General features: G+C 68.8%; 17 protein-coding genes and 2 pseudogenes. 7 read left to right on the plus strand and 12 right to left on the minus strand.

All coding sequences use genetic code 11. The features are described 5' to 3' along the window. Positions 1–16 precede the first annotated feature (16 nt). A pseudogene (locus tag H074_RS27670) lies at positions 17–359 on the minus strand (MarR family transcriptional regulator). 89 nt (positions 360–448) lie between these two features. Between H074_RS27670 and moaA the strand changes: the two are divergent. The 4 genes from moaA (at position 449) to H074_RS27690 (ending at position 3,864) form a co-directional block, all read left to right on the plus strand. Next, the gene (moaA, locus tag H074_RS27675) at positions 449–1,513 is read left to right on the plus strand and encodes a GTP 3',8-cyclase MoaA (RefSeq protein WP_051072021.1); all 1,065 of its coding nucleotides are present in this window, start codon (positions 449–451) and stop codon (positions 1,511–1,513) included. A 1-nt stretch (position 1,514) separates the two neighbouring features. After that, positions 1,515–1,769 carry a MoaD/ThiS family protein gene (locus tag H074_RS27680; RefSeq protein WP_007033383.1) on the plus strand — a complete coding sequence of 85 codons (255 nt, stop codon included), beginning with the start codon at positions 1,515–1,517 and terminating at the stop codon, positions 1,767–1,769. 148 nt (positions 1,770–1,917) lie between these two features. After that, on the plus strand, positions 1,918–2,769 hold the full coding sequence (locus H074_RS27685; protein WP_007033384.1) for a phosphatidylinositol-specific phospholipase C/glycerophosphodiester phosphodiesterase family protein: 852 nt from the start codon (positions 1,918–1,920) through the stop codon (positions 2,767–2,769). 456 nt (positions 2,770–3,225) lie between these two features. Then, positions 3,226–3,864, plus strand: coding sequence for a transglycosylase family protein (locus H074_RS27690; protein WP_007033385.1), 639 nt, complete (start codon positions 3,226–3,228; stop codon positions 3,862–3,864). Positions 3,865–4,061: 197 nt separating this feature from the next. Here the strand turns inward: H074_RS27690 and H074_RS42190 are convergent. From H074_RS42190 to H074_RS27720, 5 genes and pseudogenes are all read right to left on the minus strand, one after another. Beyond that, positions 4,062–4,978, minus strand: a pseudogene (locus tag H074_RS42190) (molybdenum cofactor biosynthesis protein MoaE). Next, complete coding sequence (gene moaC, locus H074_RS27705) at positions 4,975–5,445, minus strand: cyclic pyranopterin monophosphate synthase MoaC (protein WP_007033386.1); 471 nt, start codon at positions 5,443–5,445, stop codon at positions 4,975–4,977. The pseudogene H074_RS42190 and the gene moaC overlap by 4 nt, the downstream one beginning before the upstream one ends. Positions 5,446–5,560: 115 nt before the next feature. Next, the gene (locus H074_RS27710; RefSeq protein WP_007033387.1) at positions 5,561–7,108 is read right to left on the minus strand and encodes an alpha/beta hydrolase; all 1,548 of its coding nucleotides are present in this window, start codon (positions 7,106–7,108) and stop codon (positions 5,561–5,563) included. A 317-nt stretch (positions 7,109–7,425) separates the two neighbouring features. Continuing rightward, positions 7,426–8,823: an NAD-dependent malic enzyme gene (locus tag H074_RS27715; RefSeq protein WP_007033388.1), complete on the minus strand. Its 1,398-nt coding sequence runs from the start codon at positions 8,821–8,823 to the stop codon at positions 7,426–7,428. 101 nt (positions 8,824–8,924) lie between these two features. Next, positions 8,925–9,107: a hypothetical protein gene (locus H074_RS27720; RefSeq protein WP_007033389.1), complete on the minus strand. Its 183-nt coding sequence runs from the start codon at positions 9,105–9,107 to the stop codon at positions 8,925–8,927. 94 nt (positions 9,108–9,201) lie between these two features. Between H074_RS27720 and H074_RS27725 the strand changes: the two genes are divergently transcribed. Continuing rightward, positions 9,202–11,445, plus strand: a complete 2,244-nt coding sequence (locus H074_RS27725; RefSeq protein ID WP_007033390.1) for a helicase-associated domain-containing protein — start codon at positions 9,202–9,204, stop codon at positions 11,443–11,445. A gap of 103 nt (positions 11,446–11,548) precedes the next feature. Here the strand turns inward: H074_RS27725 and H074_RS27730 are convergent, their stop codons facing one another. The 6 genes from H074_RS27730 to H074_RS27755 all read right to left on the minus strand — a co-directional run bounded on the left by H074_RS27730 (position 11,549) and on the right by H074_RS27755 (position 17,978). Beyond that, positions 11,549–12,130 carry a DUF742 domain-containing protein gene (locus H074_RS27730; RefSeq protein ID WP_007033391.1) on the minus strand — a complete coding sequence of 194 codons (582 nt, stop codon included), beginning with the start codon at positions 12,128–12,130 and terminating at the stop codon, positions 11,549–11,551. Between the two features lie 3 nt (positions 12,131–12,133). Next, positions 12,134–12,553: a roadblock/LC7 domain-containing protein gene (locus H074_RS27735; RefSeq protein ID WP_005156190.1), complete on the minus strand. Its 420-nt coding sequence runs from the start codon at positions 12,551–12,553 to the stop codon at positions 12,134–12,136. A gap of 429 nt (positions 12,554–12,982) precedes the next feature. After that, positions 12,983–13,591 (minus strand): GTP-binding protein, encoded by a 609-nt coding sequence (locus H074_RS27740; protein ID WP_007033392.1) that lies wholly within the window; start codon positions 13,589–13,591, stop codon positions 12,983–12,985. Continuing rightward, complete coding sequence (locus tag H074_RS27745) at positions 13,572–14,357, minus strand: DUF742 domain-containing protein (protein WP_007033393.1); 786 nt, start codon at positions 14,355–14,357, stop codon at positions 13,572–13,574. Before H074_RS27745 ends, H074_RS27740 begins: the two co-directional genes overlap by 20 nt. A gap of 25 nt (positions 14,358–14,382) precedes the next feature. Then, positions 14,383–14,841, minus strand: a complete 459-nt coding sequence (locus H074_RS27750) for a roadblock/LC7 domain-containing protein (RefSeq protein ID WP_085939650.1) — start codon at positions 14,839–14,841, stop codon at positions 14,383–14,385. A gap of 20 nt (positions 14,842–14,861) precedes the next feature. After that, positions 14,862–17,978 carry a sensor histidine kinase gene (locus H074_RS27755; protein WP_039923565.1) on the minus strand — a complete coding sequence of 1,039 codons (3,117 nt, stop codon included), beginning with the start codon at positions 17,976–17,978 and terminating at the stop codon, positions 14,862–14,864. Between the two features lie 657 nt (positions 17,979–18,635). On the opposite strand from H074_RS27755, the gene H074_RS27760 reads away from it, so the two are divergent. Then, the gene (locus H074_RS27760; protein ID WP_039923536.1) at positions 18,636–19,667 is read left to right on the plus strand and encodes an ABC transporter substrate-binding protein; all 1,032 of its coding nucleotides are present in this window, start codon (positions 18,636–18,638) and stop codon (positions 19,665–19,667) included. A gap of 248 nt (positions 19,668–19,915) precedes the next feature. Continuing rightward, positions 19,916–20,920 carry an ABC transporter substrate-binding protein gene (locus H074_RS27765; protein WP_007033397.1) on the plus strand — a complete coding sequence of 335 codons (1,005 nt, stop codon included), beginning with the start codon at positions 19,916–19,918 and terminating at the stop codon, positions 20,918–20,920. The last annotated feature ends 7 nt before the right edge of the window (positions 20,921–20,927 follow it).

Here is a 20,927-nt window from a genome sequence, read left to right on the forward strand (position 1 = left end):
CGCGGATGCGGAAAAGCTATGGACGCGAGGAATTGCCGGGCAGTTCGTCGCGGAGGCCATCGAGCACCGCGCTCTGGAAACGTTCCAGCACTTTCCGTTCCTCGGGCGAGAACTGTTCGAGGACCGTCTTCATGTTCGGAACGACCTCCATCAGGACCTTCCGGCGATCGACGGTGCCGCGGACGCGGCGGGCGAGACCCGCCTTCTCGAGCCTGTCCATGACGCCGGTCACAGCGGCAGTCGACAATCCGGTCAGTTCGGCGATCCTGGCGTGCCGGAGGGCGGTCAGCGTGCTGCTTTCCCTGCCGAGATGGGGCGAACCGGGCCAATTCCTCCGCCGAGAGCGGATATTTCGCCATCCGGAAACCCTTCGGGGAAGAAACCGATTCGGTGCGAAAGGGATTTCAGACAGTCGGTTTTCGCCTGCTTCGGGGTTAGTCTGGTGACAATGACAGCGATCGATCTCGGGTTTCCCCGTGTCCCCGGTACACGAGGGCGCGCGGACGTGCCCAGGCCGGACAACCCCGCTCTGATCGACACCTTCGGCCGCGTGGCGACCGACCTGCGGGTGTCGCTCACCGACAAGTGCAATCTGCGCTGCACCTATTGCATGCCCGCCGAAGGGCTCGAATGGATGCCGGGCGCGGACGTGCTGACCGACGACGAGCTCGTGCTCCTGCTGCGGATCGCCGTCGAACGGCTCGGGATCACCGACATCCGGCTCACCGGCGGCGAACCACTGCTGCGACAGGGGCTGGAGAAGATCGTCGAGCGGGTCGCGGCGCTCGAACCGCGGCCGCGGCTTTCCATGACCACCAACGGGATCGGGCTCGCGAAGCGCGCGAAGTCGCTCGCGGACGCCGGGCTGGACCGGATCAACGTCTCGCTGGACACCGTCGACCGCGCGCTGTTCGAGACCATCACACGTCGCGACAGGCTTTCGCACGTGCTCGCCGGTATGGCCGCCGCCCGCGAGGCCGGACTGGACCCGGTGAAGGTCAACGCGGTGCTGATGCGCGGGCTGAACGAAGACCAGGCCGTGCCGCTGCTGAAGTTCTGCCTTGCCGAGGGCTACCACCTGCGGTTCATCGAGCAGATGCCGCTGGACGCGCAGCACGGCTGGAACCGCGGCGACATGATCACCGCCGAGGAGATCCTCGGCATGCTCGGTGAAGAGTTCACGCTGTCACCGTTCCCCGCCGCGCGTGGCGGGGCGCCCGCCGAACGCTGGCTGGTCGACGGAGGACCGGGCGACGTCGGCGTGATCGCGTCGGTGACCCGTCCCTTCTGCGGCGCCTGCGAGCGGACGCGGCTGACCGCGGACGGCGCGGTGCGCTCGTGCCTGTTCAGCAACGACGAGACGGACCTTCGCGCGCTCGTGCGCGCGGGCGCGCGCGAAGAAGAGGTGGCGGACGCCTGGCGGGCGACCATGTGGGGCAAGCTCGCCGGACACGAGATCAACGAGGCCGGTTTCGCGCAGCCGATCCGGCCGATGAGCGCGATCGGCGGCTGACATGGTGACCATCGTGGTGCGGTACTTCGCCTCGGCCCGCGCGGCCGTCGGCCTCGACGAGGAGAAGGTGACCCTGCCGGACGGCGCCCGCGTCGCCGACGCCGTCGCCCGCCTGCGTGAACTCCACCCGGAGAAACTGGCGAAGCTGCTCGACGCGGTCTCGTATCTGCTGGACGGCGTCGCGGTGCGGGATCTCACGCGGCCGCTGACCGACGCCGCCGAACTGGACGTCCTGCCGCCGTTCGCCGGCGGTTGACCTGGGGCTGACTTGGGGGCTGACCTGCGCGAACGGCGAAAAGCGATAGCAAAGGTCCCTTGCTCCCCCGCAAGGCGTTCCGGGGCCCTTGATCCGCCGTCCGCCCGGAATTCACCGTCCCGACGCCGAAGCCGCCGAGGATGCGCCAGTGATCACTCCCCGCCGTATCCTCGCCGCGCTGCTCGTCGCGGTCGCCGCCACGAGCCTCGCGACCGCCCCGGCCTCCGCCCACGAACGCGGCGTCCGGCCGCTGCCGCGAGCGCACAGCCACAACGACTACGAGCACGCCCGTCCGCTGCACGACGCGCTCGATCAGGGCTTCACCAGTGTCGAGGCCGACATCTACCTGGTGGACGGGCAGCTGCTGGTCGCGCACGACCTCGACGACACTCGCCCGGAGCGCACCCTGGAGTCGCTCTACCTGGAGCCGCTGCGCGAGCGTGTCCTGGCCAACCACGGCGTCGGCGTCTACCGGCAGCGCGCGGAGTTCCAGCTGCTGATCGACGTCAAGGGGGACGCGAACAGCACCTACGCGGCGCTCGAGAAGCGGCTGTACGACCCTCGATACTCCTTCCTCTTCTCTCTGTACGCGTTCGGACACGTACAGAAGCGGGCCGTCACCGCGGTGATCTCCGGCGGGCGGCCCAAGGACGTGATGCTCGGGCAGAAGTTCCGGCTCGCCTTCTACGACGGCCGGATCAAGGACGAAAACGACCTCGGCATCGGCTCGGACCCCAAGGTGACCCCGCTGGTCTCCGACTCCTGGAGCGAGCTGTTCACCTGGACCGGTGACGGCCCCTTCCCTGCCGAGGAGCGGGCGAAACTGCACGATCTGGTCAAAAGCGCCCACAAGGCGGGTCAGCGGGTCCGATTCTGGGCCACGCCGGATACCGCCGGACCAGGGCGCGACGCGTTGTGGAAAGAGCTGGTCGCCGCCGGGGTCGACCACCTGAATACGGATGACCTGTCAGGGCTGGCGAACTTCTTGAGGTCTCGCTAAAGTGCGCGGCCCATTCGCGCGCGAAGGCGCACGAATGGGCCAGTCATCTCTTAATCCACGTGATGCAAGCCTCACGATCCGTGAATTATCTCGACTAGGAAACGGCCAGATAACGGCCCGCTGACCTGCGCAAACACCCGAATCGTTATAGGTTGCGTGCTGTTACTGTGATACAGGTCACAGCTCGAATAATTTCCGCTCGGGCCGTTCGTTACGTACCGTCGCTTTTCGGTTGGCCCCGACCGACCACGCAACACCGGGAACCCGTAGCGCCGAGCCCTGTCCAACGGATTCCCGGACCCAACCCCGAGCGAAAGCATTTCCGGACAGGGACGAGGGGACCGAGCCGACGCGTCGTGCGTCAGGCGGAGTCAGCCGGCCTGAGACGGCCGGCCAGGACCCACGGGTTCTTCCCTCAGCACAGGCTCGTAGGCGCAGGGAGCGAGATTTACTCACATGTCTTACCGAGGCAAGCACCGCAAGATGTCCGCCGCCACCCGCCACATCGCCCGCGTCGCCATTGCGGGTGTCGCGGTCGGCGCTCCCCTCGCAATCGCCGCGACCCCCGCGTCGGCGACCAACTGGGACGCCATCGCGCAGTGCGAGAGCAGCGGCAACTGGAACACCAACACCGGTAACGGCTACTACGGTGGTCTGCAGTTCTCGCAGAGCACCTGGCGCGCCTACGGCGGCACCGGCAGCGCGCACAACGCCACGCGTGAGCAGCAGATCGCCGTCGCCGAGCGGGTCCTCCAGGGCCAGGGCATCGGCGCGTGGCCGCACTGTGGCAAGAAGGGCGGCTCCGCCAGCCCCGCCAAGGCGAAGTCGAGCGCCCCGAAGGCCACCAAGAAGGTGACCCCGAAGAAGTCGACCGCCCCGGTCCAGAAGCAGCAGGCTCCGGTCCAGGCGCCGGCCGCCAATGTCGCCAACTCCAACCCGGCCGGTGACTACACCGTCGTGGCCGGCGACACGCTGTCGAAGATCGCGTCCAAGTTCAACGTCCAGGGCGGCTACCAGAAGCTGCAGGAGCTGAACAAGGCATACGTGCCGAACGCCGACTTCATCGTCGTCGGCCAGAAGCTCGCCACCAAGTGAGCTCTTGAGCAACAGTAGGTCGTGATGCCCGCGGGATTCCCCGCGCGGCCACGTCACGACTGACAAGGCCCCACCGCGCTTATTCCCCCGGCGGTGGGGCTTTGTCGTGTCCGGGGACCATCGGGCGGGTCTCGTGAGTGGTAAGGACGGTTAGAACCGTCCTTACCACTCACGAGACCAGATGCCCTCCGCAGCTCCTACGGCGAGTTGACCCACTCGTCACTGCCGTCGCTGAAGTGCTGGTGCTTCCACACCGGCAGCCGCGCCTTGACCTCGTCGACCAGCTCCGAGCAGGCGGCGAAGGCCTGGCCCCGGTGCTCGGCCGCCACGGCGCACGCCAGCGCGACATCCCCGATGGCCAGCGCGCCCAGCCGGTGGCTGACGGCGACCGCACGCACGCCCTCCCACTTCCCCGAGAGGTCCGCGACGACCTCCGCGAGCACGTCGGCGGCGCTGGGGTGCCCTTCGTAGGCGAGCCGTGCCACCGACCGCCCGCCGTCGTGGTCCCGGACGACCCCGCCGAAGGTGACGACGGCGCCCGCGGCCGCGTCGTCCACCAGACGGGCGTGTTCCTCGACCGAAAGCGGCTCGTCGACCACCGCGATCCGTGCGACCCGAACGCTCACTGCTGTGCCTCCCGTGGGTGGTCGCCGCCCGCCAGCTGGTCGACGGCGTGGTCGAGGATCCCGTCCAGTACGCCCAGCCCGTCCTTCACCCCGCCGCGTGAGCCGGGCAGGTTCACCACCAGGGTCCGGCCCGCCACGCCGGCGATCCCGCGCGAGAGCACGGCCGTCGGCACCTTGGGCAGTCCGGCGGCGCGGATCGCGTCCGCGACGCCGGGGAGTTCGTAGTCGAGGACGGCGCGCGTGACGTCCGGGGTGCGGTCCGTCGGCGAGATGCCGGTGCCACCGGTCGTCACGATCACCTGTACCCCGGCGGCGACTGCGTCCCGCAGGGCTTCGCCGACCGGTTCCCCGTCCTCGACGACCACGGGCTCGGGCACGTCCCAGCCGCGTGAGGTGAGCCAGTCCGTGATGACCGGACCGGTGGTGTCCTCGTACACGCCCTTCGCGGCGCGGTTCGACGCCACGATCACCCTCGCGACCCGGTTCACGGCCGCTCCCAGGTCCCGGTCTTGCCGCCGTCCTTGCGGATGAGGCGGACGTCGTCGAGGGTCGCCGCGGGATCGACCGCCTTGATCATGTCGTGCAGGGTCAGCCCGGCGACGGCGACGGCGGTCAGCGCCTCCATCTCGACGCCGGTCCGGTCTTCGGTCTTCGCGGTCGCGGTGATGTGCACGGCCGTCTCGTCGAGGGCGAACTCGACCTTCACCCCGGACAACGCGATCTGATGGCAGAGCGGAATCAGCTCGGGCACCTTCTTCGCGCCCATGATGCCCGCGATCCGAGCGGTCGCGAGGGCGTCGCCCTTGGGTAACCCGTCCGTCGCCAGCAGGCCGAGCACCTCGGCCGTGGTGTGCACGGTGCCGCCCGCCAGCGCGGTGCGGGCGGTGGGCGTCTTGCCGGAAACGTCGACCATACGGGCGGCGCCCGTATGGTCGACGTGGCTGAGTTCACTCACGCCCAGCAGGCTAGTCCTCAGCATCGGTTGGCGGGGCTGAGGGACATTCGACGAATCACCACAGCGTGAAGCCGCCCGGCCGAAGGCCTCGCTATCGCGGGTTCACCTCGGAAACTCAGAACATCCGCTGCTTCGAGCGAACCTCGTCGAGAGCCTTCTCGCGTTCCTGCCGCTGCTCCGGTGTCATCGAGGCGAAGAGCCCGCCCCTGTCCGCTGCGCAGGCCGTGTCGTGCGCGGGGCGCTTGCCTTCCACGAGGAACCGGTTGACGGCGTTGTTGCCGCAAGCGTTCTCCGAACCCAGCCAGACCCCGTGCCCACCGTCGTCGACCGACACCATCCGCGTCCGGTCGCCGAGCGCGCGCCGCATCTCCTTGGCCCCGCCGAGCGGCGTCGCCGGGTCACGCAGGTTCTGCACCATCAGGATGTTCGACGGGCCCCGGTCGCCGATCCGCACCTGCGGCTCGATCGGCTCGGACGGCCAGTAAGCGCACGTCCAGATGTTCGCCGCGGCGGCGCCGAACATCGGGTACTTCACCCGGTCCTTCTCGACGCTGCGCTGGTAGGTCTCGACCTTCTCCGGCCAGTTCACGTCGTTGCACACCACGTGCAGCTGCGCGGCGAGTATTTGCGCCACGTCGACCTGCTGGGCCTGCGCGGTCTGCTTCATGACGCCTTCACCGTCGAGCGCCTGCCACTGCTGCGCCAGCACCGGGAACGACCTGGTCGAGTACAGCGAACCGAACGTGCCCACGCGGAAGGCCGCACCGTCCACACCCGGAACGACGCCGGTGTCGAGCTTGGCCGCGAGTTCGTAGAACTTCGCCGTCACCTGCCGCGGGGTCCGGCCCAGGCCGTAGCTCGCGTGCCGTTCCGCCGCCCACTTCGCGAAGTCCGGGAAGCGGTCCTGGAAGCCCTCCGCGAGACGACGCGATCCTGCCGGGTCGAGCCCGCCCGGCCCGGTCACGCTGTCGAGCACGACGCGATCGGTGTTCTGCGGGAACAGCGTCGAGTACACGGCGCCGAGGTAGCTGCCGTATGAGACGCCGTAGTACGAGAGCTTCTTCTCACCAAGGGCTTCACGGATGCGATCCATGTCGCGGGCCGTGTTGGCCGAGGTGATGTACGGCAGGATCGCGGCGGTCTTCGATTCACCGCACTGCTTCGCGACGACCGCCACGGTCTTCGCCCGTTCCGCCACCGCCGCGGCGTCACGCGCGTACGGCGGGACGTTGTTGACCGCCTGCTCGGGCTTCAGGTCGCAGGTGACCGGCGTACTGCGGCCGATCCCGCGCGGATCGAACCCGATGATGTCGTACGCGTCGAGCACGCTCGACGGCATGCCCGCGGCCCGCAGTTCGGCGGGCATGGACAGTCCCGGGCCGCCGGGGCCGCCCGGGTTCGTCAGCATGATGCCGCGCCGCTTCGCGGGCTTGGTGCTCGCGAGCTTCGAAACGGCGACGTCGATGGTCTTCCCGCCCGGGTTCCGGTAGTCGAGCGGGACCTTCAAGGTGGTGCACGTCAGCCCTGGCGCGGCCACGTCCTCCGGACACGGCCCCCACTGCACCGACGAAGCCGCCGCGGACGCCGTCGCCGGTACGAGTACCGCCAAGGTGGCCGCCGCGGCCGTGAGTGTCCCGATCCTGCTCAGGACAGAGCGATTCATCCCCAACCCCCGTCATGATCGACTTCTTGGTCGAAATCGAGCCTAGGAGCGGGGCGTGTGCGGAGTCGTCACCCTGAGGTCGACCGCGGAGTCGGCCTCAGTGATGAGGCGTTACGCCGAATGAAGCAAGGGACCTTTGCTGTGTTCATCTGTCGCGCGCTCACGGAGCCTCGCCGAAGGAGCGCCGACCGTATCCGACTCACAGTAGGCAAATCGGGCGCCCCTTCATCGACTCTCCGTGGGCCTCCGGCCCAAAGAGGGCGCGCGACGGTGAAGTCTCCGTCGCGCGCTGAGCGCCCTTTGGGAGACGCTGCTGGCTACTGGCTCTGCTCGGCAGACTTCACAGCCTTCTTGACGGCTTCGGCGACGGCGGGGGCGACGGCGTTGTCGAACACGCTCGGCACGATGAACGAAGCGTTCAGCTTGCCGTTGTCCACGACGTCCGCGATGGCGTCGGCGGCCGCGAGGAGCATCGAGTCGTCGATATGGTGCGCCTGCGCGTCGAGCAGGCCGCGGAAGACGCCGGGGAACGCGAGCACGTTGTTGATCTGGTTCGGGAAGTCGCTGCGGCCGGTGGCGACCACGGCGGCGTGCTTCTGCGCTTCGAGCGGGTCGATCTCCGGGTCCGGGTTGGCCAGCGCGAACACGACGGCGTCGGACTTCATGGTCGCGACCTGCTCGGCCCCGAACAGGTTCGGCGCGGAGACCCCGATGAACACGTCGGCGCCGACGAGCGCCTCGTGCAGCGTGCCCGCCTGCTGCTCCTTGTTCGTGTGCCCGGCGATCCAGGTCAAGTTCTCGTCGAGGTTGCCGCGCGCGGAGTGCACGATGCCGTCGATGTCGGCGGCCACGATGTCACCCGGGTTCTTGCGCAGCAGCAGGCGGATGATCGCCGAACCCGCCGCGCCGACCCCGCTGACGACGATCTTGCAGTCTTCGATGTTCTTCCCGACCACGCGCAGGGCGTTGCGCAGCGCGGCGACGACGACGATCGCGGTGCCGTGCTGGTCGTCGTGGAACACCGGGATGTCGAGCTGCTCACGCAGGCGCTTCTCGATCTCGAAGCAGCGCGGCGCGGCGATGTCCTCGAGGTTGATGCCCGCGTACACCGGCGCGAGCGCCTTCGCGATCATGATGATCTCTTCGGTGTCCTGGGTGTCCAGGCAGACCGGCCACGCGTCGACGTCGGCGAACTTCTTGAACAGCGCCGCCTTGCCCTCCATCACCGGCAGCGCGGCGGCCGGGCCGATGTTGCCGAGGCCCAGCACCGCGGAACCGTCGGTGAGCACCGCGACGGTGTTGCGCTTGATGGTCAGGCGCCGCGCGTCCTCGGGGTTCGCCGCGATCGCCTGGCAGACGCGGGCGACACCCGGCGTGTACGCGCGGGAGAGGTCGTCACGGTTGCGGAGCGCGACCTTGGGGCTGACCTCGATCTTGCCGCCGAGGTGGATCAGGAACGTCCGGTCGGAGACCTTGCGCACGCGGACGCCCGGCAGCGAGTCCAGGGTCTGCGTGATGTCCTGCGCGTGGTTCTCCGACAGGGCGTTGGCGCTGATGTCGACGACGATCGAGTCGGGGTGCGACTCGACGACGTCGAACGCGGTCAGCACGCCGCCGACCCGGCCGACGGCGGTCGTCAGGTCACCCGCCGCGGTGGACGACGCGGGGGCCTCCACCCGGACGGTGATCGAATATCCGGGACCGGGAACCGGCATGGCACTACCCCCGCTGAGGAAAGCTCGAATAGGTCGATCGAAAACCTACTCCCGTGACGACCGCCACGGAGCCTCGCAGGGGGTAACTGACCAGTAGCTTTCTATCGGTTGATCTCGGTCTCGGGGTGCACGTAAGGCACGCTCTCGAGCGGGAAGGTCACGTCGCCGAACGGGGACAGCGCGCCCTGCCGATCGGACGCGAGCTCGGTGACGGGGTGTTCCCCGTCCTCACCGGGCCACGTGGGGTCGATGCCCGCGCGCTTCTTGTTATCGCCCTTCGCCACAACGTCCTCCAGAGCATGGTCAAACCGTTCTCTCCGGGACAGTCTGCCCGAACGCGGCTGCCGGGCCACCACCCGCCCGGTATCCTGGTCTTCTATGCCCGCGCCCTCCCTGGCGGACTGGCTGCGCCAGGAGTCCGACGACGCCCTCGCCGCACTGCTGCGCACGCGTCGCGACCTGTCCACGCCACCCCCGTCCGACACCATCGTGCTCGCCACCCGGGCCGGCACGCCGGGTTCCGTCGCGCGCGCCTGCGAAGACCTCGACACCCGCACCCTCGCCGTCCTCGACGCGCTGCTGCTGGCCGGGGCGGACACCGATCCGGTCGCCGCGGCCGAGGTCGCGCGGCTCGTGGGCACGGAGATCGGTGAGGCGCTGGCGCCGCTGCGCGAGCGGGCCCTGGTCTGGGGTGAGGACGACGCGCTGCGCGTCCCGCCGTCGGCCCGCGACGCGCTCGGCCCTTTCCCCGCCGGGCTCGGGTCGTCGTCGCCCTCGCTCGCCGGAACGGACATCGAGGCCGCGCTCGCGGAGATCGGCGAGGACGAACGCGCCCTCCTGGCGACGCTGGCGGCCGGGCCCCCGATCGGCCGCACCCGCGACGCGTCGGCCGACGTCCCGCTGGAACGGGCGCGGAACCCGGTCCAGCGCCTGCTCGCCAGGGGGCTGCTGCTGCGCCGGGACGACCAGACCGTCGAGCTGCCGCGCGAGATCGGGATCTCGCTGCGCGGCGGGGCGGTGTTCGAACCGGCGTCGCTGCGCGAACCGGATCTCCCCGTGCATCCGCATCAACAGTCCACAGTGGACACAACGGCGGCGGGCGAGGCGATGGAGTTCTTGCGCCAGACCGAAAGCCTGCTTCGCGCGTGGTCGGAGACGCCGCCACCGGTGCTGAAGTCCGGCGGGCTCGGAGTCCGCGAACTGAAGAAGCTCGCCAAGGATCTCGACGTCGACGAGGCGCGGGTGACCCTGCTGGCGGAGATCGCGGTCGGCGCCGGACTGGTGGCCGACAGCGAAGCGACCACGCCGGAATGGGTGCCGACGACGCTCACGGATTCGTGGCTCGCGTCGCCGACCGCGCAGCGCTGGATCACGGTCGCGCAGGCCTGGCTCGAACTGCCCCGGCTGCCCGGTCTCGCCGGCGGGCGGGACGCGAAGGACAAGCCTATCGCGCCGCTGTCGGAGGATCTGCGCCGTCCGCTGGCACCCACTTCGCGGCGCCGGATCCTCCTCGCCTTGGCCGCGCTTCCCGAGGGCGCCGGGGTGAAGAGCACCGACGAACTGGTCGCCGCGCTCGCCTGGCGCGCGCCGCGGCGGGGCGGGCGGCTGCGTGACGAAACCGTGCGCTGGACGATGGCCGAGGGGACCGCGCTCGGCCTGATCGGGCTCGGCGGGCTCACCACGGCGACGCGGGCGCTCCTGGCCGAGGACCGGCCCGGGGCGGTCGAGGCGATGCTCGACGCGCTGCCGCGTCCGGTGGATCACGTCCTGGTCCAGGCCGACCTGACCGTGGTCGCGCCGGGGCCGTTGGAGGCCGAACTCGCGGCCGAGATGGCCGCCGTCGCCGACATCGAATCCGCCGGGCACGCGACCGTCTACCGGATCACCGAGACGTCCGTGCGGCGTGCGCTCGACACCGGGCGGACCGCGGGCGAACTGCACCAGCTGTTCACGTCGCGGTCGGCGACGCCGGTGCCCCAGTCGCTGAGCTACCTGATCGACGACGTCGCCCGGCGGCACGGGCGGCTGCGTGGCGGGGCCGCCGAGTCATTCCTGCGCTGCGACGACGCGTCGCTCCTCGCCGAGGTCATGGGCAGCCCCGTCGCGACCGAGTACGGCTTGCGCATGATCGCGCCGACAGTGCTCATCAGCGCGTACCCGCTCGCCGAAGTTCTCGACGCGCTCCGCGCCGCCGGGTTCGCCCCGGCCGCCGAAGGGCCCGACGGGCGTGTCATGGACATCAGGCCGTCGGGACGTCGTCTGCCCGCGAAGGCGCGTGCCGCGCGTCGCGCGCCTGGCGAGCCTGCCGGGCTGACCGACGAGCAGGTCGGCAAGATCGTCGCGCACGTCCGGGCCGGTGACGCCGCTTCCGCGCGCCGCCGGGGCGAAACGGTGCGCGCGCCGCGGGGAGGCGGCGCCGGGGACACGTCCGCGACGCTGGCGTTGCTGTCCCAAGCGACCATGGAACGCCGCGAGGTGTGGATCGGGTTCGTCGACTCACGCGGGACGGCGAGCCAGCGGGTGGTGCGGCCGCTGCGGGTCGGCGGCGGGGTCCTCGAAGGCACCGACAACGAGCGCTACCCACTGCACCGGATCACGTCGGCCGCCCTCGTCGAAGACTGACCGTCTCCGGCAATTAGTCACCTACTTGCGGTCCCAACCTCGCCGTCGACTGGACGCGCGGTTTGCGGTGCCGCAAGTAGGTGACTAATTGCGGGCGGAGGAGCTAGAGGGCGCGCAGGCCTTGAAGCACGCGCTCCATGAAAGCGCGTGAAGAGGAGTCGCCGAGGATCAGCTCCGTCTGGTGGATCAGCACCAGACCTGCGTCCGCCATGTCGCCCACGAGCACCTTCACCACGCCCAGCGGCAGCCGCAGATGCGCGGCGATCTCCGCGATCGACCGGGTGTCCAGGCAGAGGTCGCAGATCTGCCGGTGTTCAGGAGTCCGCACGCCGCGGTACCGGCGGCCGTCGTCGCTGGTCGACACCAGCGCCTCCAGCGCCAGGTCATGCGCGGTGCGGGTGCGCCCGCCGGTGCGGGTGTAGGGCCGGACCCGGGAGCCCGAGGCCGGCAGGTAGACCGAAGCGGGCGCGGGGTCAGTGGCCGTGGAACGCGGCGGCGACTGGCGGATCGGCGAAGGCATCGGTGCCGGGGCGGGCTCGGGTGGCGCGGCCGGGCGCCGCGGCATGACCGTGCTGATCGAGCTCAGCTCGAACCGGCTCGGCGAATCGAAGGCCTCACGTTCCGTGCCCTGGTAGAGGGAGTCCCAGCCGGAGGGGTCCGGTTCGGTGAATCCGGTGATCTTCATCGGTCACCCACGTACGCCGCCCTGCAGCTGCGCACGCAGCTCAGGGGTGATCTGCTGTCCGACCCGCTCGACGAGCAGGGTCATCTCGTAGGCCACGGTGCCGATGTCACAGGTCGGCGCGGCCAGCACGGCGAGTGACGAGCCATCGGCGACCGACATGAGGAAGAGGTATCCGCGTTCCATCTCCACGACGGTCTGGTTGACCCCGCCCGCGTCGAAACAGCGCGCCGCGCCGGCGGTGAGGCTGATCAGTCCGGAGGCGACCGCGGACAGCTGTTCGGCCCGTTCCTGCGGCAGCCCGTCCGACGGCGCGAGGAGAAGCCCGTCCGCGGAGACCAGCACGGCGTGCGCGGCACCGGGAACCCGGCGCGCGAAATCCGTGATGAGCCAGCCGAACGAGCTTTGCTGCCCGGATGCCGTCACAAGTCCCTCCTCGCTGCGTCAAGACCACCTGGGCGGCGTGGTCCGGGCGTCTGCCGCCGACCAGCACCGATCCCGGTACCGGCAAGCCGAAAGACGCCTCCACCCAGCGTATTCGTCCCGTCGATCGTGTCGAGCCCGCCACCCGGCCGACGGTGTTAACCGAACGTGAACGTCCAGCCGCTCACCGCGTCGACTCATCGCGAACCACGCATTCGTGGGTCACCCCGTGGTGGCCGGGTGCGACCAGGTGTGAACCGGTGTACCCGCAGGTCATCGGCGTTCCGGTCACCCGATCGGGCACTACCGGCGCCGGATCGCGTGAAAGGGATCGCCCCGCGTTCAATCCGGCTGGTGACACCACTCCCCGAAGCGGGTGAAGCCTGCCGAGTTCACTCCAACGGCCGCATCCGCTTCGGGTATTCGTCCCTTTTATCCCGCGCGCAACGCCGAATCGTGTGCGATGGCGTGCTGCACGACCGAGATCAACACCTGCTTGGCGGACTCACGTTCCCGAGCGTCACAGGCCATGATCGGCACGGACGGTGAGATGGTCAGCGCGTGCCGGACGTCCTCGATCTGGTGGTGCAGCAGCCGGTCGAAGCAGTTGATCGCCACGACGTACGGCAGCTTCCGGTTCTCGAAGAAGTCGATCGACGGGAACGCGTCGGCGAGCCGCCGCGTGTCGACCAGCACGACGGCACCGATGGCGCCGACCGCGAGGTCGTCCCACATGAACCAGAACCGGTGCTGGCCCGGCGTACCGAACACGTACAGCACCAGATCCGAGTCCAGCGAAATCCGGCCGAAGTCCATGGCCACGGTCGTCGTCGACTTGTTCGGGGTGGCCGAATTGTCGTCGACGCCGGTACTGGCCTCGGTCATCATGGCCTCGGTGGTCAGCGGATCGATCTCCGAAACCGCTCCGACCAGCGTGGTCTTCCCCGATCCGAATCCGCCAGCGACCACGATCTTGGCCGACGAAGTCGGTCCGGTCACCTGCGGCGCATTCGCGTCGGAGTCAAATTCTCCGAAGCCCACTGAGCACCCTCTCCATGAACTCGATACTGGGCCGGTCACCCACGTTCTGGCTGGCGGTGTGCACCAGGACCAGACCGAGGCCGGCCACGTCTCCGATCAGCACCCGGACGACGCCGAGCGGCAGGCGCAGAAGCGCCGCGACTTCGGCGACGGACCGGGTGTCCAGGCAAAGGTCGCAGATCGACCGGTGTTCGGGGACGCGTACCCGGTCGAGCACGCGTCCCTGTTCGCTGGTCGAGATCAACGCCTCGATGGCAAGGTCGTACGTCGGCTTGGTCCGTCCCCGCGTGCGGAAGTACGGCCGGACCAGGCCGGAGGATTCGACGTCGGTGGTGTATTGATCGTCGACGAACTCGTTCTGCGCCTGCTGCGGCAACGCCGCGGCGAGCGGGTCGGCTGCGGCCGCCGCCGCCCGGCGCTCCTCCTCCTTGTCGAAGGAGAACTTGGCGAACTCGCCCGAGTCGTAGAGCGGACCGCTGCCACCACCGAACAGTTCCGCCCCGGGACCGCCGAGCAGGCGTTCCCGGTAGTCCGAGACGCTGAAATCGGCGGGTCCGCCTCCCGCGTTCGAATCGGTCAGCCAGCGGGAGGCCTCGTCCGGGGACACGGGGTCGTTGTCCGACCCCTGTGCCCGTCGCGATCGCCATTCGCGGTCGACCCGGTCCCGGAAGGACGTCCAGTCCTCCCGGCCGTCGTCACGTTCCGACCACCCGCCGGAGAAGTCGTCACCGAGCCGGCCATCGCCCCTCAAGCGCCCGTCGTCCACGGCATTCTCCTCGGTTCCCGGTCGCTCAGCGGCGGACCGACGCGCCCTGCAGCTGCGCGCGCATCTCCGGTGTCAGCTGTTGCCCCACCCGTTCCACCAGCAGGGTCATCTCGTAGACGACCAGGCCGATGTCGCTCTCCGGCGATCCGAGGACCGCCAGACAGGAACCATCGGACACCGACATCAGGAAGAGGAAGCCGTTGGCCATCTCGACCACCGTCTGCGCGACCGTGCCGCCTTCGAACACCTTCGCCGCACCGCGCGCGAGGCTCGTGAGCCCCGACGCGACAGCGGCCAGCTGATCGGCCCTGTCCTTGGGAAGTCCCTTCGAGGAGGCCAGCAGCAAACCGTCCGCCGACACCACCACGGCATGCGCCGCGCCCGGGACCCGGTGCACGAAATCCGTGATCAGCCAGGCAAAGCTGCTCGTGTGTCCTTTACCCTGCGCCTGGCCGCCAGGCTGCGCCGGACCACCCGGCTGCATCGCACCCGCCCGTGTCACTGTCACTCCTTACTGCTGTCATCGGCAGGGGAACCCGCACCCCTGCCAGTCACCGGAACGCCGTTGTCATCCAGCGCATCGAGCGGGCGTTCCTTCAACGCGTGCCGTCCCGATGTGTAGCCCTTCTGGAAGCTTGCCATCCGACTCCGCGCCGCCGTCGCCGAGCGGGCGATCGCACCCGTTCCCGGCATTCCGGAGGTCTTGTCGGCGAACGAGTCTTCCTTCTTCGGCTCGTTCCCGCCGATCGAGCCGGGGACGAGGTACTGGTTCGGCACCCGCTTGGGCAGGCCCGCCGGGGTGATCTCGTCGTTCCTGTCTTCGTACAGGACCTGCGCCGCCTGCCAGCCGTCGTCCGACGCGCTGCGCCAGCCATTGTCCTGGAGCACCGTCTCCGGCGGAACACCGCGCGGGGTCCGAGTGGGCAATGCCTCTCCGGAAGTGTCTTCGTCGACGGGCTCCGCGACTTCGGCATCACCGTTACGGGCCTGCTCGGGCACGTCGGACCCGACCGGCTCGGTGTAGGTGGTCGGGGTGTCGCCCCCGGTCTCGTCGCCTTCGCTGAACCAGCGCGAGAGCACCGACTGGTAGATCGGCAGCCGCCGGGTGGGCACGTCGTCCTCGAGCGCCGACTTGCCGGCGTCCGAAGACTCCTCAGTCCCCTCGGACCGGTTCGGCGATTCGACCGGAGTGTACTTCGGCTCCCGCTTCGGCAGCACCAGTGACGCGAACTGGGTCTCGGTGCCGCTGGAGGCGCCGTCGCCGTTCGCCGGCGAGATGTCGTCGGCCGTCGGCCACGCCGGGCTCTCTTCGGCGGGGGCCGCGGGGCTGAGGAACGGCCCGGCCGCGTTCTTGCCCGCGACCAGGTCGTCGAGACTGATCGGCTGGTCGAGCGGGACGAGCCCGCCCTGCTGCGCGATCGGTTGCGGAGCCGGGGGCTTCGACGGCGGAGGAGGGGTCATCTCCAGGCCGCGGTCGGAAGCGGGGATGTTCGGCAGCGAGGCCGACATCTCGGACACCGACGGCATCGAGGGCATCGACGTTTCCGAGCGGTTCGGCGGCGGCGGGGTGTTCCGCGCGCCGGGCCGCATCTGCGTGAGCAGCTCGGCGGGCACGACGACCCGCGCGATCACGCCGCCCTCGATGTCCTCGTTCTCCCGGAGCCGGACCTCGATGCCGTGGCGGCGCGCCAGGCGCGCGACCACGTACAGGCCCATCCGCCGGGTCACCGAGACGTCCAGGTCCGGCGGGTCCGCCAGGCGCTGGTTGACCTCGGCGAGCCGCTCCTCGGTCATGCCGACACCGTGGTCGGTGACCTGGATGGCGAGCGCCTTCTTGCGGGTGATCACCGCGCGGACGGTCACCTTCGTCTCCGGCTCGGAGAAGTAGGTGGCGTTGTCCAGCAGTTCCGCGAGCACGTGCACGAGGTCGTGGATCGTCAGGCCCTGGACGGCGACCTCGGGGACGATCCCGATCTCGATCCGCGCGTACTGCTCGATCTCCGAGACCGCTGCGCCGATGACGTCGGCGGCGGGCACCGGCTTGGGCACCGACTTCGCGAGACCGGCGCCCGAGAGCACCAGGAGGCTTTCACCGTTGCGGCGCAGCCGCGTGGCGAGGTGGTCGAGTTCGAACAGGCTGGCCAAGTGGTCCGGGTCCTGCTCGTCGGCCTCGAGCCGGTCGATGACGCCCAGCTGGCGTTCCACCAGCCGCTGCGACCGGCGGGACAGGTTCACGAAGATGCCGTTGACGTTCTCGCGCAGGAGGGCCTGTTCGGCGGCCATTTTGACGGCCTGTTCGTGGACGACGTCGAACGAGCGCGCCACTTCACCGATCTCGTCACGCGAAGTGACGGGCACCGGCTCCACCGACCGCTTCGAAGCGTTGACCGGGTCCGGGTCGTCGAGGATCGCTTGCACGGTTTCCGGCAACCGTGTGTAGGCGACGTCGAGCGCCGTCTTCCGCAGCACCCGCAGCGGGCGCAGCATCAGGCGGGCGATGACGAGCATCAGGAACAGCGCCGCGAGCAGGGCCAGCAGCACGATCGCGCCGCCGATCCAGGCCGAGTTGATCGCGTTGGTGGCCAGGTCGTCGGCCTGTGCCCGCAGCTGGCCGAGCAGGTTGGTCTCGACCGCGCGCAGTTTGTCCAGCGCGACCCGGCTGTCGTTGCCGAGCGCGACGTTGTCGATCGAAGGCGGTTCGTTCTGCTGGTGCAGCGAGAACGCCATCGTGGTGATCCGGCGGCGGTCGTCGACCTCGGGACCGGAGAAGGTGTCCGAGTAGAGCTGCCGCTGTTCGGGGCTGGCGTTGGCGATGAAGGCCGCCGTCGAGGCGTCACCGCTCGCGACCGCCGAACGGGCCTGGTCGAACAGGTCGCCGGGGAATCCGGAGCGGAAGGACGCGATCAGCAGCGCCGCGTCACCGCGGGCGATGAACTCCTTGCTCTCACTGATGGCCTGCACGGTCACGCCGAGCCGGAGCACGTCGCGGTTGGCCACCGCGGTGGTCACCTCGCGGCCGAGCTGGACCAGCGAGTCGAGGATGCCGGAGTAGGCGATGAGGATCGGGGTGTCGCCCAGCTGCGAGGTGTTCATCGCGCCGCGCAGCGGGCGCAGGGCGTCGAGCCGCTGCAGACCACGCGAGTAGCGGTCCCTCGTGTCCTGATCGTCCGGGTTGATCTGGTTCGCCGAAGCCCGAAGGTCGTCGACGGCGCGGTCGACCTTGGCGATCTGCGCGTCGAGACCGTTCTGGCGCGACGGGTCACCGGAGGCGATCTTGGCGACCGCGAGCGCGCGTTCGCTCTGCAGCTCGTGCACCACGAGGGTGATCTTGTCGGCGAACGCGACCTGATCGGCGGTGTCCTGGAACCGGGCCGCCTCGCTGCTGTCGTCGATCACGCGCAGCGTGCCGAGCGCGAGCGCGGTCAGCGTCGGGATGATCAGGACGGCCGCGAGCTTCGATCGCAGACGCCAGTTACGCAGGCCCAGGAACGACCCGGCCTTCCCGCCAGGACCGTCTCCGGTATCCCGCGCAGGGGCCCCTCCCACCCCCGCGGTGTCTTCGTTCGGCACCGCCGCACCACCATCATCTTCATCCGGGCCGGGAAAGCCCATTTTGGACATGCCGTTCTCGAACTGGCCGTACTGCTGCTGTCTGGGTCGGTTGTCGGAGACCACTACCCGCACACTCCCGCCGCCCGGCTGGGGGGCGCATGACGTGTGTGCTCACTCTGACGAATGAGGAAGTCGTCTTTGACGCAATCTCTCAAGTGCACTTGGCCGAAATCCCACCTGGCGTCATTGGTCTGTTCGGCCTAAACCCGCCAGTGCGCGAGCGCGCACCAGTGAAGCACGGACGTGTTCGACGTGTTCAACACAGAGTGCCTTGCACCTCGGGAAAGGTCCAGAGCGTTCCGCCATCCAAGGCACTCTCTTTCACTACATCAGTGGTCCACACCTCACTACCGGTGCATGAGGGTAGCGAACGGGCGGCCCAGATGTAACCCTTCGGTCAAGACATACAAGAAGGCCCCGGACGGCTCTTGACCCGTCGGCGCTCAGTTGTCAACAAGTCTCCGGCCCGAACACGTCGAGTTGTGTTCACTTCTGACAAACAACCTGTTCGGGTGATAGTCACCACTTGGGATCATGGGATGACCACCCATTGTGAGCACGTGATCGATTCTCTACAGTAAGCCCGTGGCTTGAGACAAAGAGTCACTTCCGAATTCCGCATCAGGCCACGTCATCACGTGTCCTCCCCTCGATCAGGAGCACCACTTGCTTTCGAAGAAGGCCTTGAGCGCCCGCCTGGGGCGGCCGTCTCGTGGAATGGCGAGGGCGATCGCATTCGCGATGGCGGCCGTCGTCACGACGTCGGTCGGCGGCTGCGGCCTGCTCGGCGGGGACGATTCGTCCTCTTCCGGCGGTTCAGGGAACCTCGAGAAGTCGAAGATCAAGGTCGCCGTGATGTCGACCATCGACCTGGCCCCGCTACGCCTCGCCCAGGACGGCGGTTACTTCAAGAACGAAGGCCTCGAGGTCGAGGCCATCGAGGCGGGTACCGGCCAGATCTCGCTGACCAAGCTGATCGGTGGCGAGGTCGACGTCGCGTACGCGAGCTACACGCCGTTCTTTATCGCGATGAGCAAGGGCACCGCCGACATCAAGCTGGTCGCGGACGCCTCCTCCGCGGGCCCGAAGAGCACGATGCTGGTCACGCTGCCGACGTCGTCGGTGAAGAGCGTCAGTGACCTGGCCGGCAAGAAGATCGGCATCACCGCGCCGAACACCGTGTCCGACACACTGTCCAAGTCGGTCATGAAGGACCACGGCGTCGACGCCAGCAAGGTCCAGTGGGTGCCGATCCAGCTGCCGAACGTCGGGGCCGCGCTCAAGAACGGTGACATCGACGCCGGCTTCCTGACCGAGCCGTTCATCACCCAGACCGCGAAGCAGGCGGGCACCGTCCCGGTCGTGGACACCGCCACCGGCGCCACCCAGGACTTCCCCACCGCGGGCTACGGCTCGCTCGGCAAGTTCGTGTCGGAGAACCCGAAGACCGTGGCCGCCTTCCAGCGCGCCATGCAGAAGGCCACCCGGGACGCGGCGGACCGCTCCAAGATCGAGCCGCTGCTGGTCAAGTACGCCAAGATCGACCAGGACACCGCCGCGCTGACCACGCTGCTGACCTTCCAGTCCACCCTGGACCCCCGCCGCATCCAGCGGGTCCCGGACCTGCTCCTGCAGATGGGCGCGATCCAGACCAAGATCGACGTCGGCCCGATGATCGCGGCGCAAGCCACGAGTTGATGACTCGCGGTTACCTCGAATAGCCGCTCCACCCGGAAAACAATCACTGAAAGTAATGTTGTCCAAGCGGGTGATCAAGCGATCAGGCGAATGGCCTAAAATGATCACCCGCTCACGACACCCATTGTGAGCAGGCGGGCAAATCTCTAAGGTGACCGCGTGCCTGGCGGAATGAAGCCACGACACGGATGAAAAAACCCCACCGGTGATTCATTGTTTCCGAGGAGCTGGCTTTGTTTCGAAACGCCATGAGCAGGAACGGTGCACGTAGAGGACGGGGTGCCGTCGGCGTCGCCCTGAGCGCGCTCATGCTTGCCACGCTGGGCGCCTGTGGCGCACTCGGCGGCGACGACACGCCCAAGGCGTCGGGTGGCGACGGCGCGCTGGAGAAGACGAAGATCAAGGTCGCCCTGCTGCCCGTCGTCGACCTCGCGCCGCTGCGGTTGGCGCAGGAAGGCGGCTACTTCAAGGCCGAAGGTCTCGAGGTCGAGGCTGTCGACGCCCCCAGTGGTCAGGCGTCGATGACCAAGATGATCGGCGGCGAGGTCGACATCGCCTTCTCCACCTACATGCCGTTCTTCGTCGCGAAGAGCAAGGGCGCGGCCGACATCCGGCTCGTCGCCGACGCCGTTTCGGCCAGCCCCAAGAGCAACGCGGTCGTCACGGTGCCGACCTCTTCGGTCAAGACGATCAACGACCTCGCGGGCAAGAAGATCGCGATCACCGACAAGAACACCGCCTCCCACCTGCTCACCGTCTCGGTGATGAAGGACCACGGCGTGGACACCAGCAAGGTTCAGTGGGTGCCCATGCAGCTGCCGAACATCGCCGCGGCGCTCTCCTCGGGCCAGGTCGACGCGGGCTACCTGCCCGAGCCGTTCCTGACCCAGGCCTCCAAGGTCGTCGGCGCGACCCCGGTCGTCGACATCGCGACCGGCGCCACCCAGGACTTCCCCCTGGCGGGCTTCGGCGCGCTCGGCTCCTTCGTGGACAAGAACCCCAAGACCCTGGCCGCGTTCCAGCGCGCACTGGGCAAGGCCGTGCGCGACTCGGCCGACCGCTCCAAGATCGAACCCCTCATCGTCAAGTACGCCAAGGTCGACGCCGAAACCGCCTCACTGCTCACGCTGCCGACGTTCGGGTCCACCTTGGACCCCCGCCGCCTGCAGCGCGTACCGGACCTGCTGCTGCAGACCGGGGTGCTGACGGCCAAGCTCGACGCCGCTCCGATGCTCGCCCCTCAAGCTGGATAAAGGTCAA

Origin of the sequence: Amycolatopsis decaplanina DSM 44594, assembly GCF_000342005.1 — a bacterium.
Lineage (GTDB): Bacteria > Actinomycetota > Actinomycetes > Mycobacteriales > Pseudonocardiaceae > Amycolatopsis > Amycolatopsis decaplanina.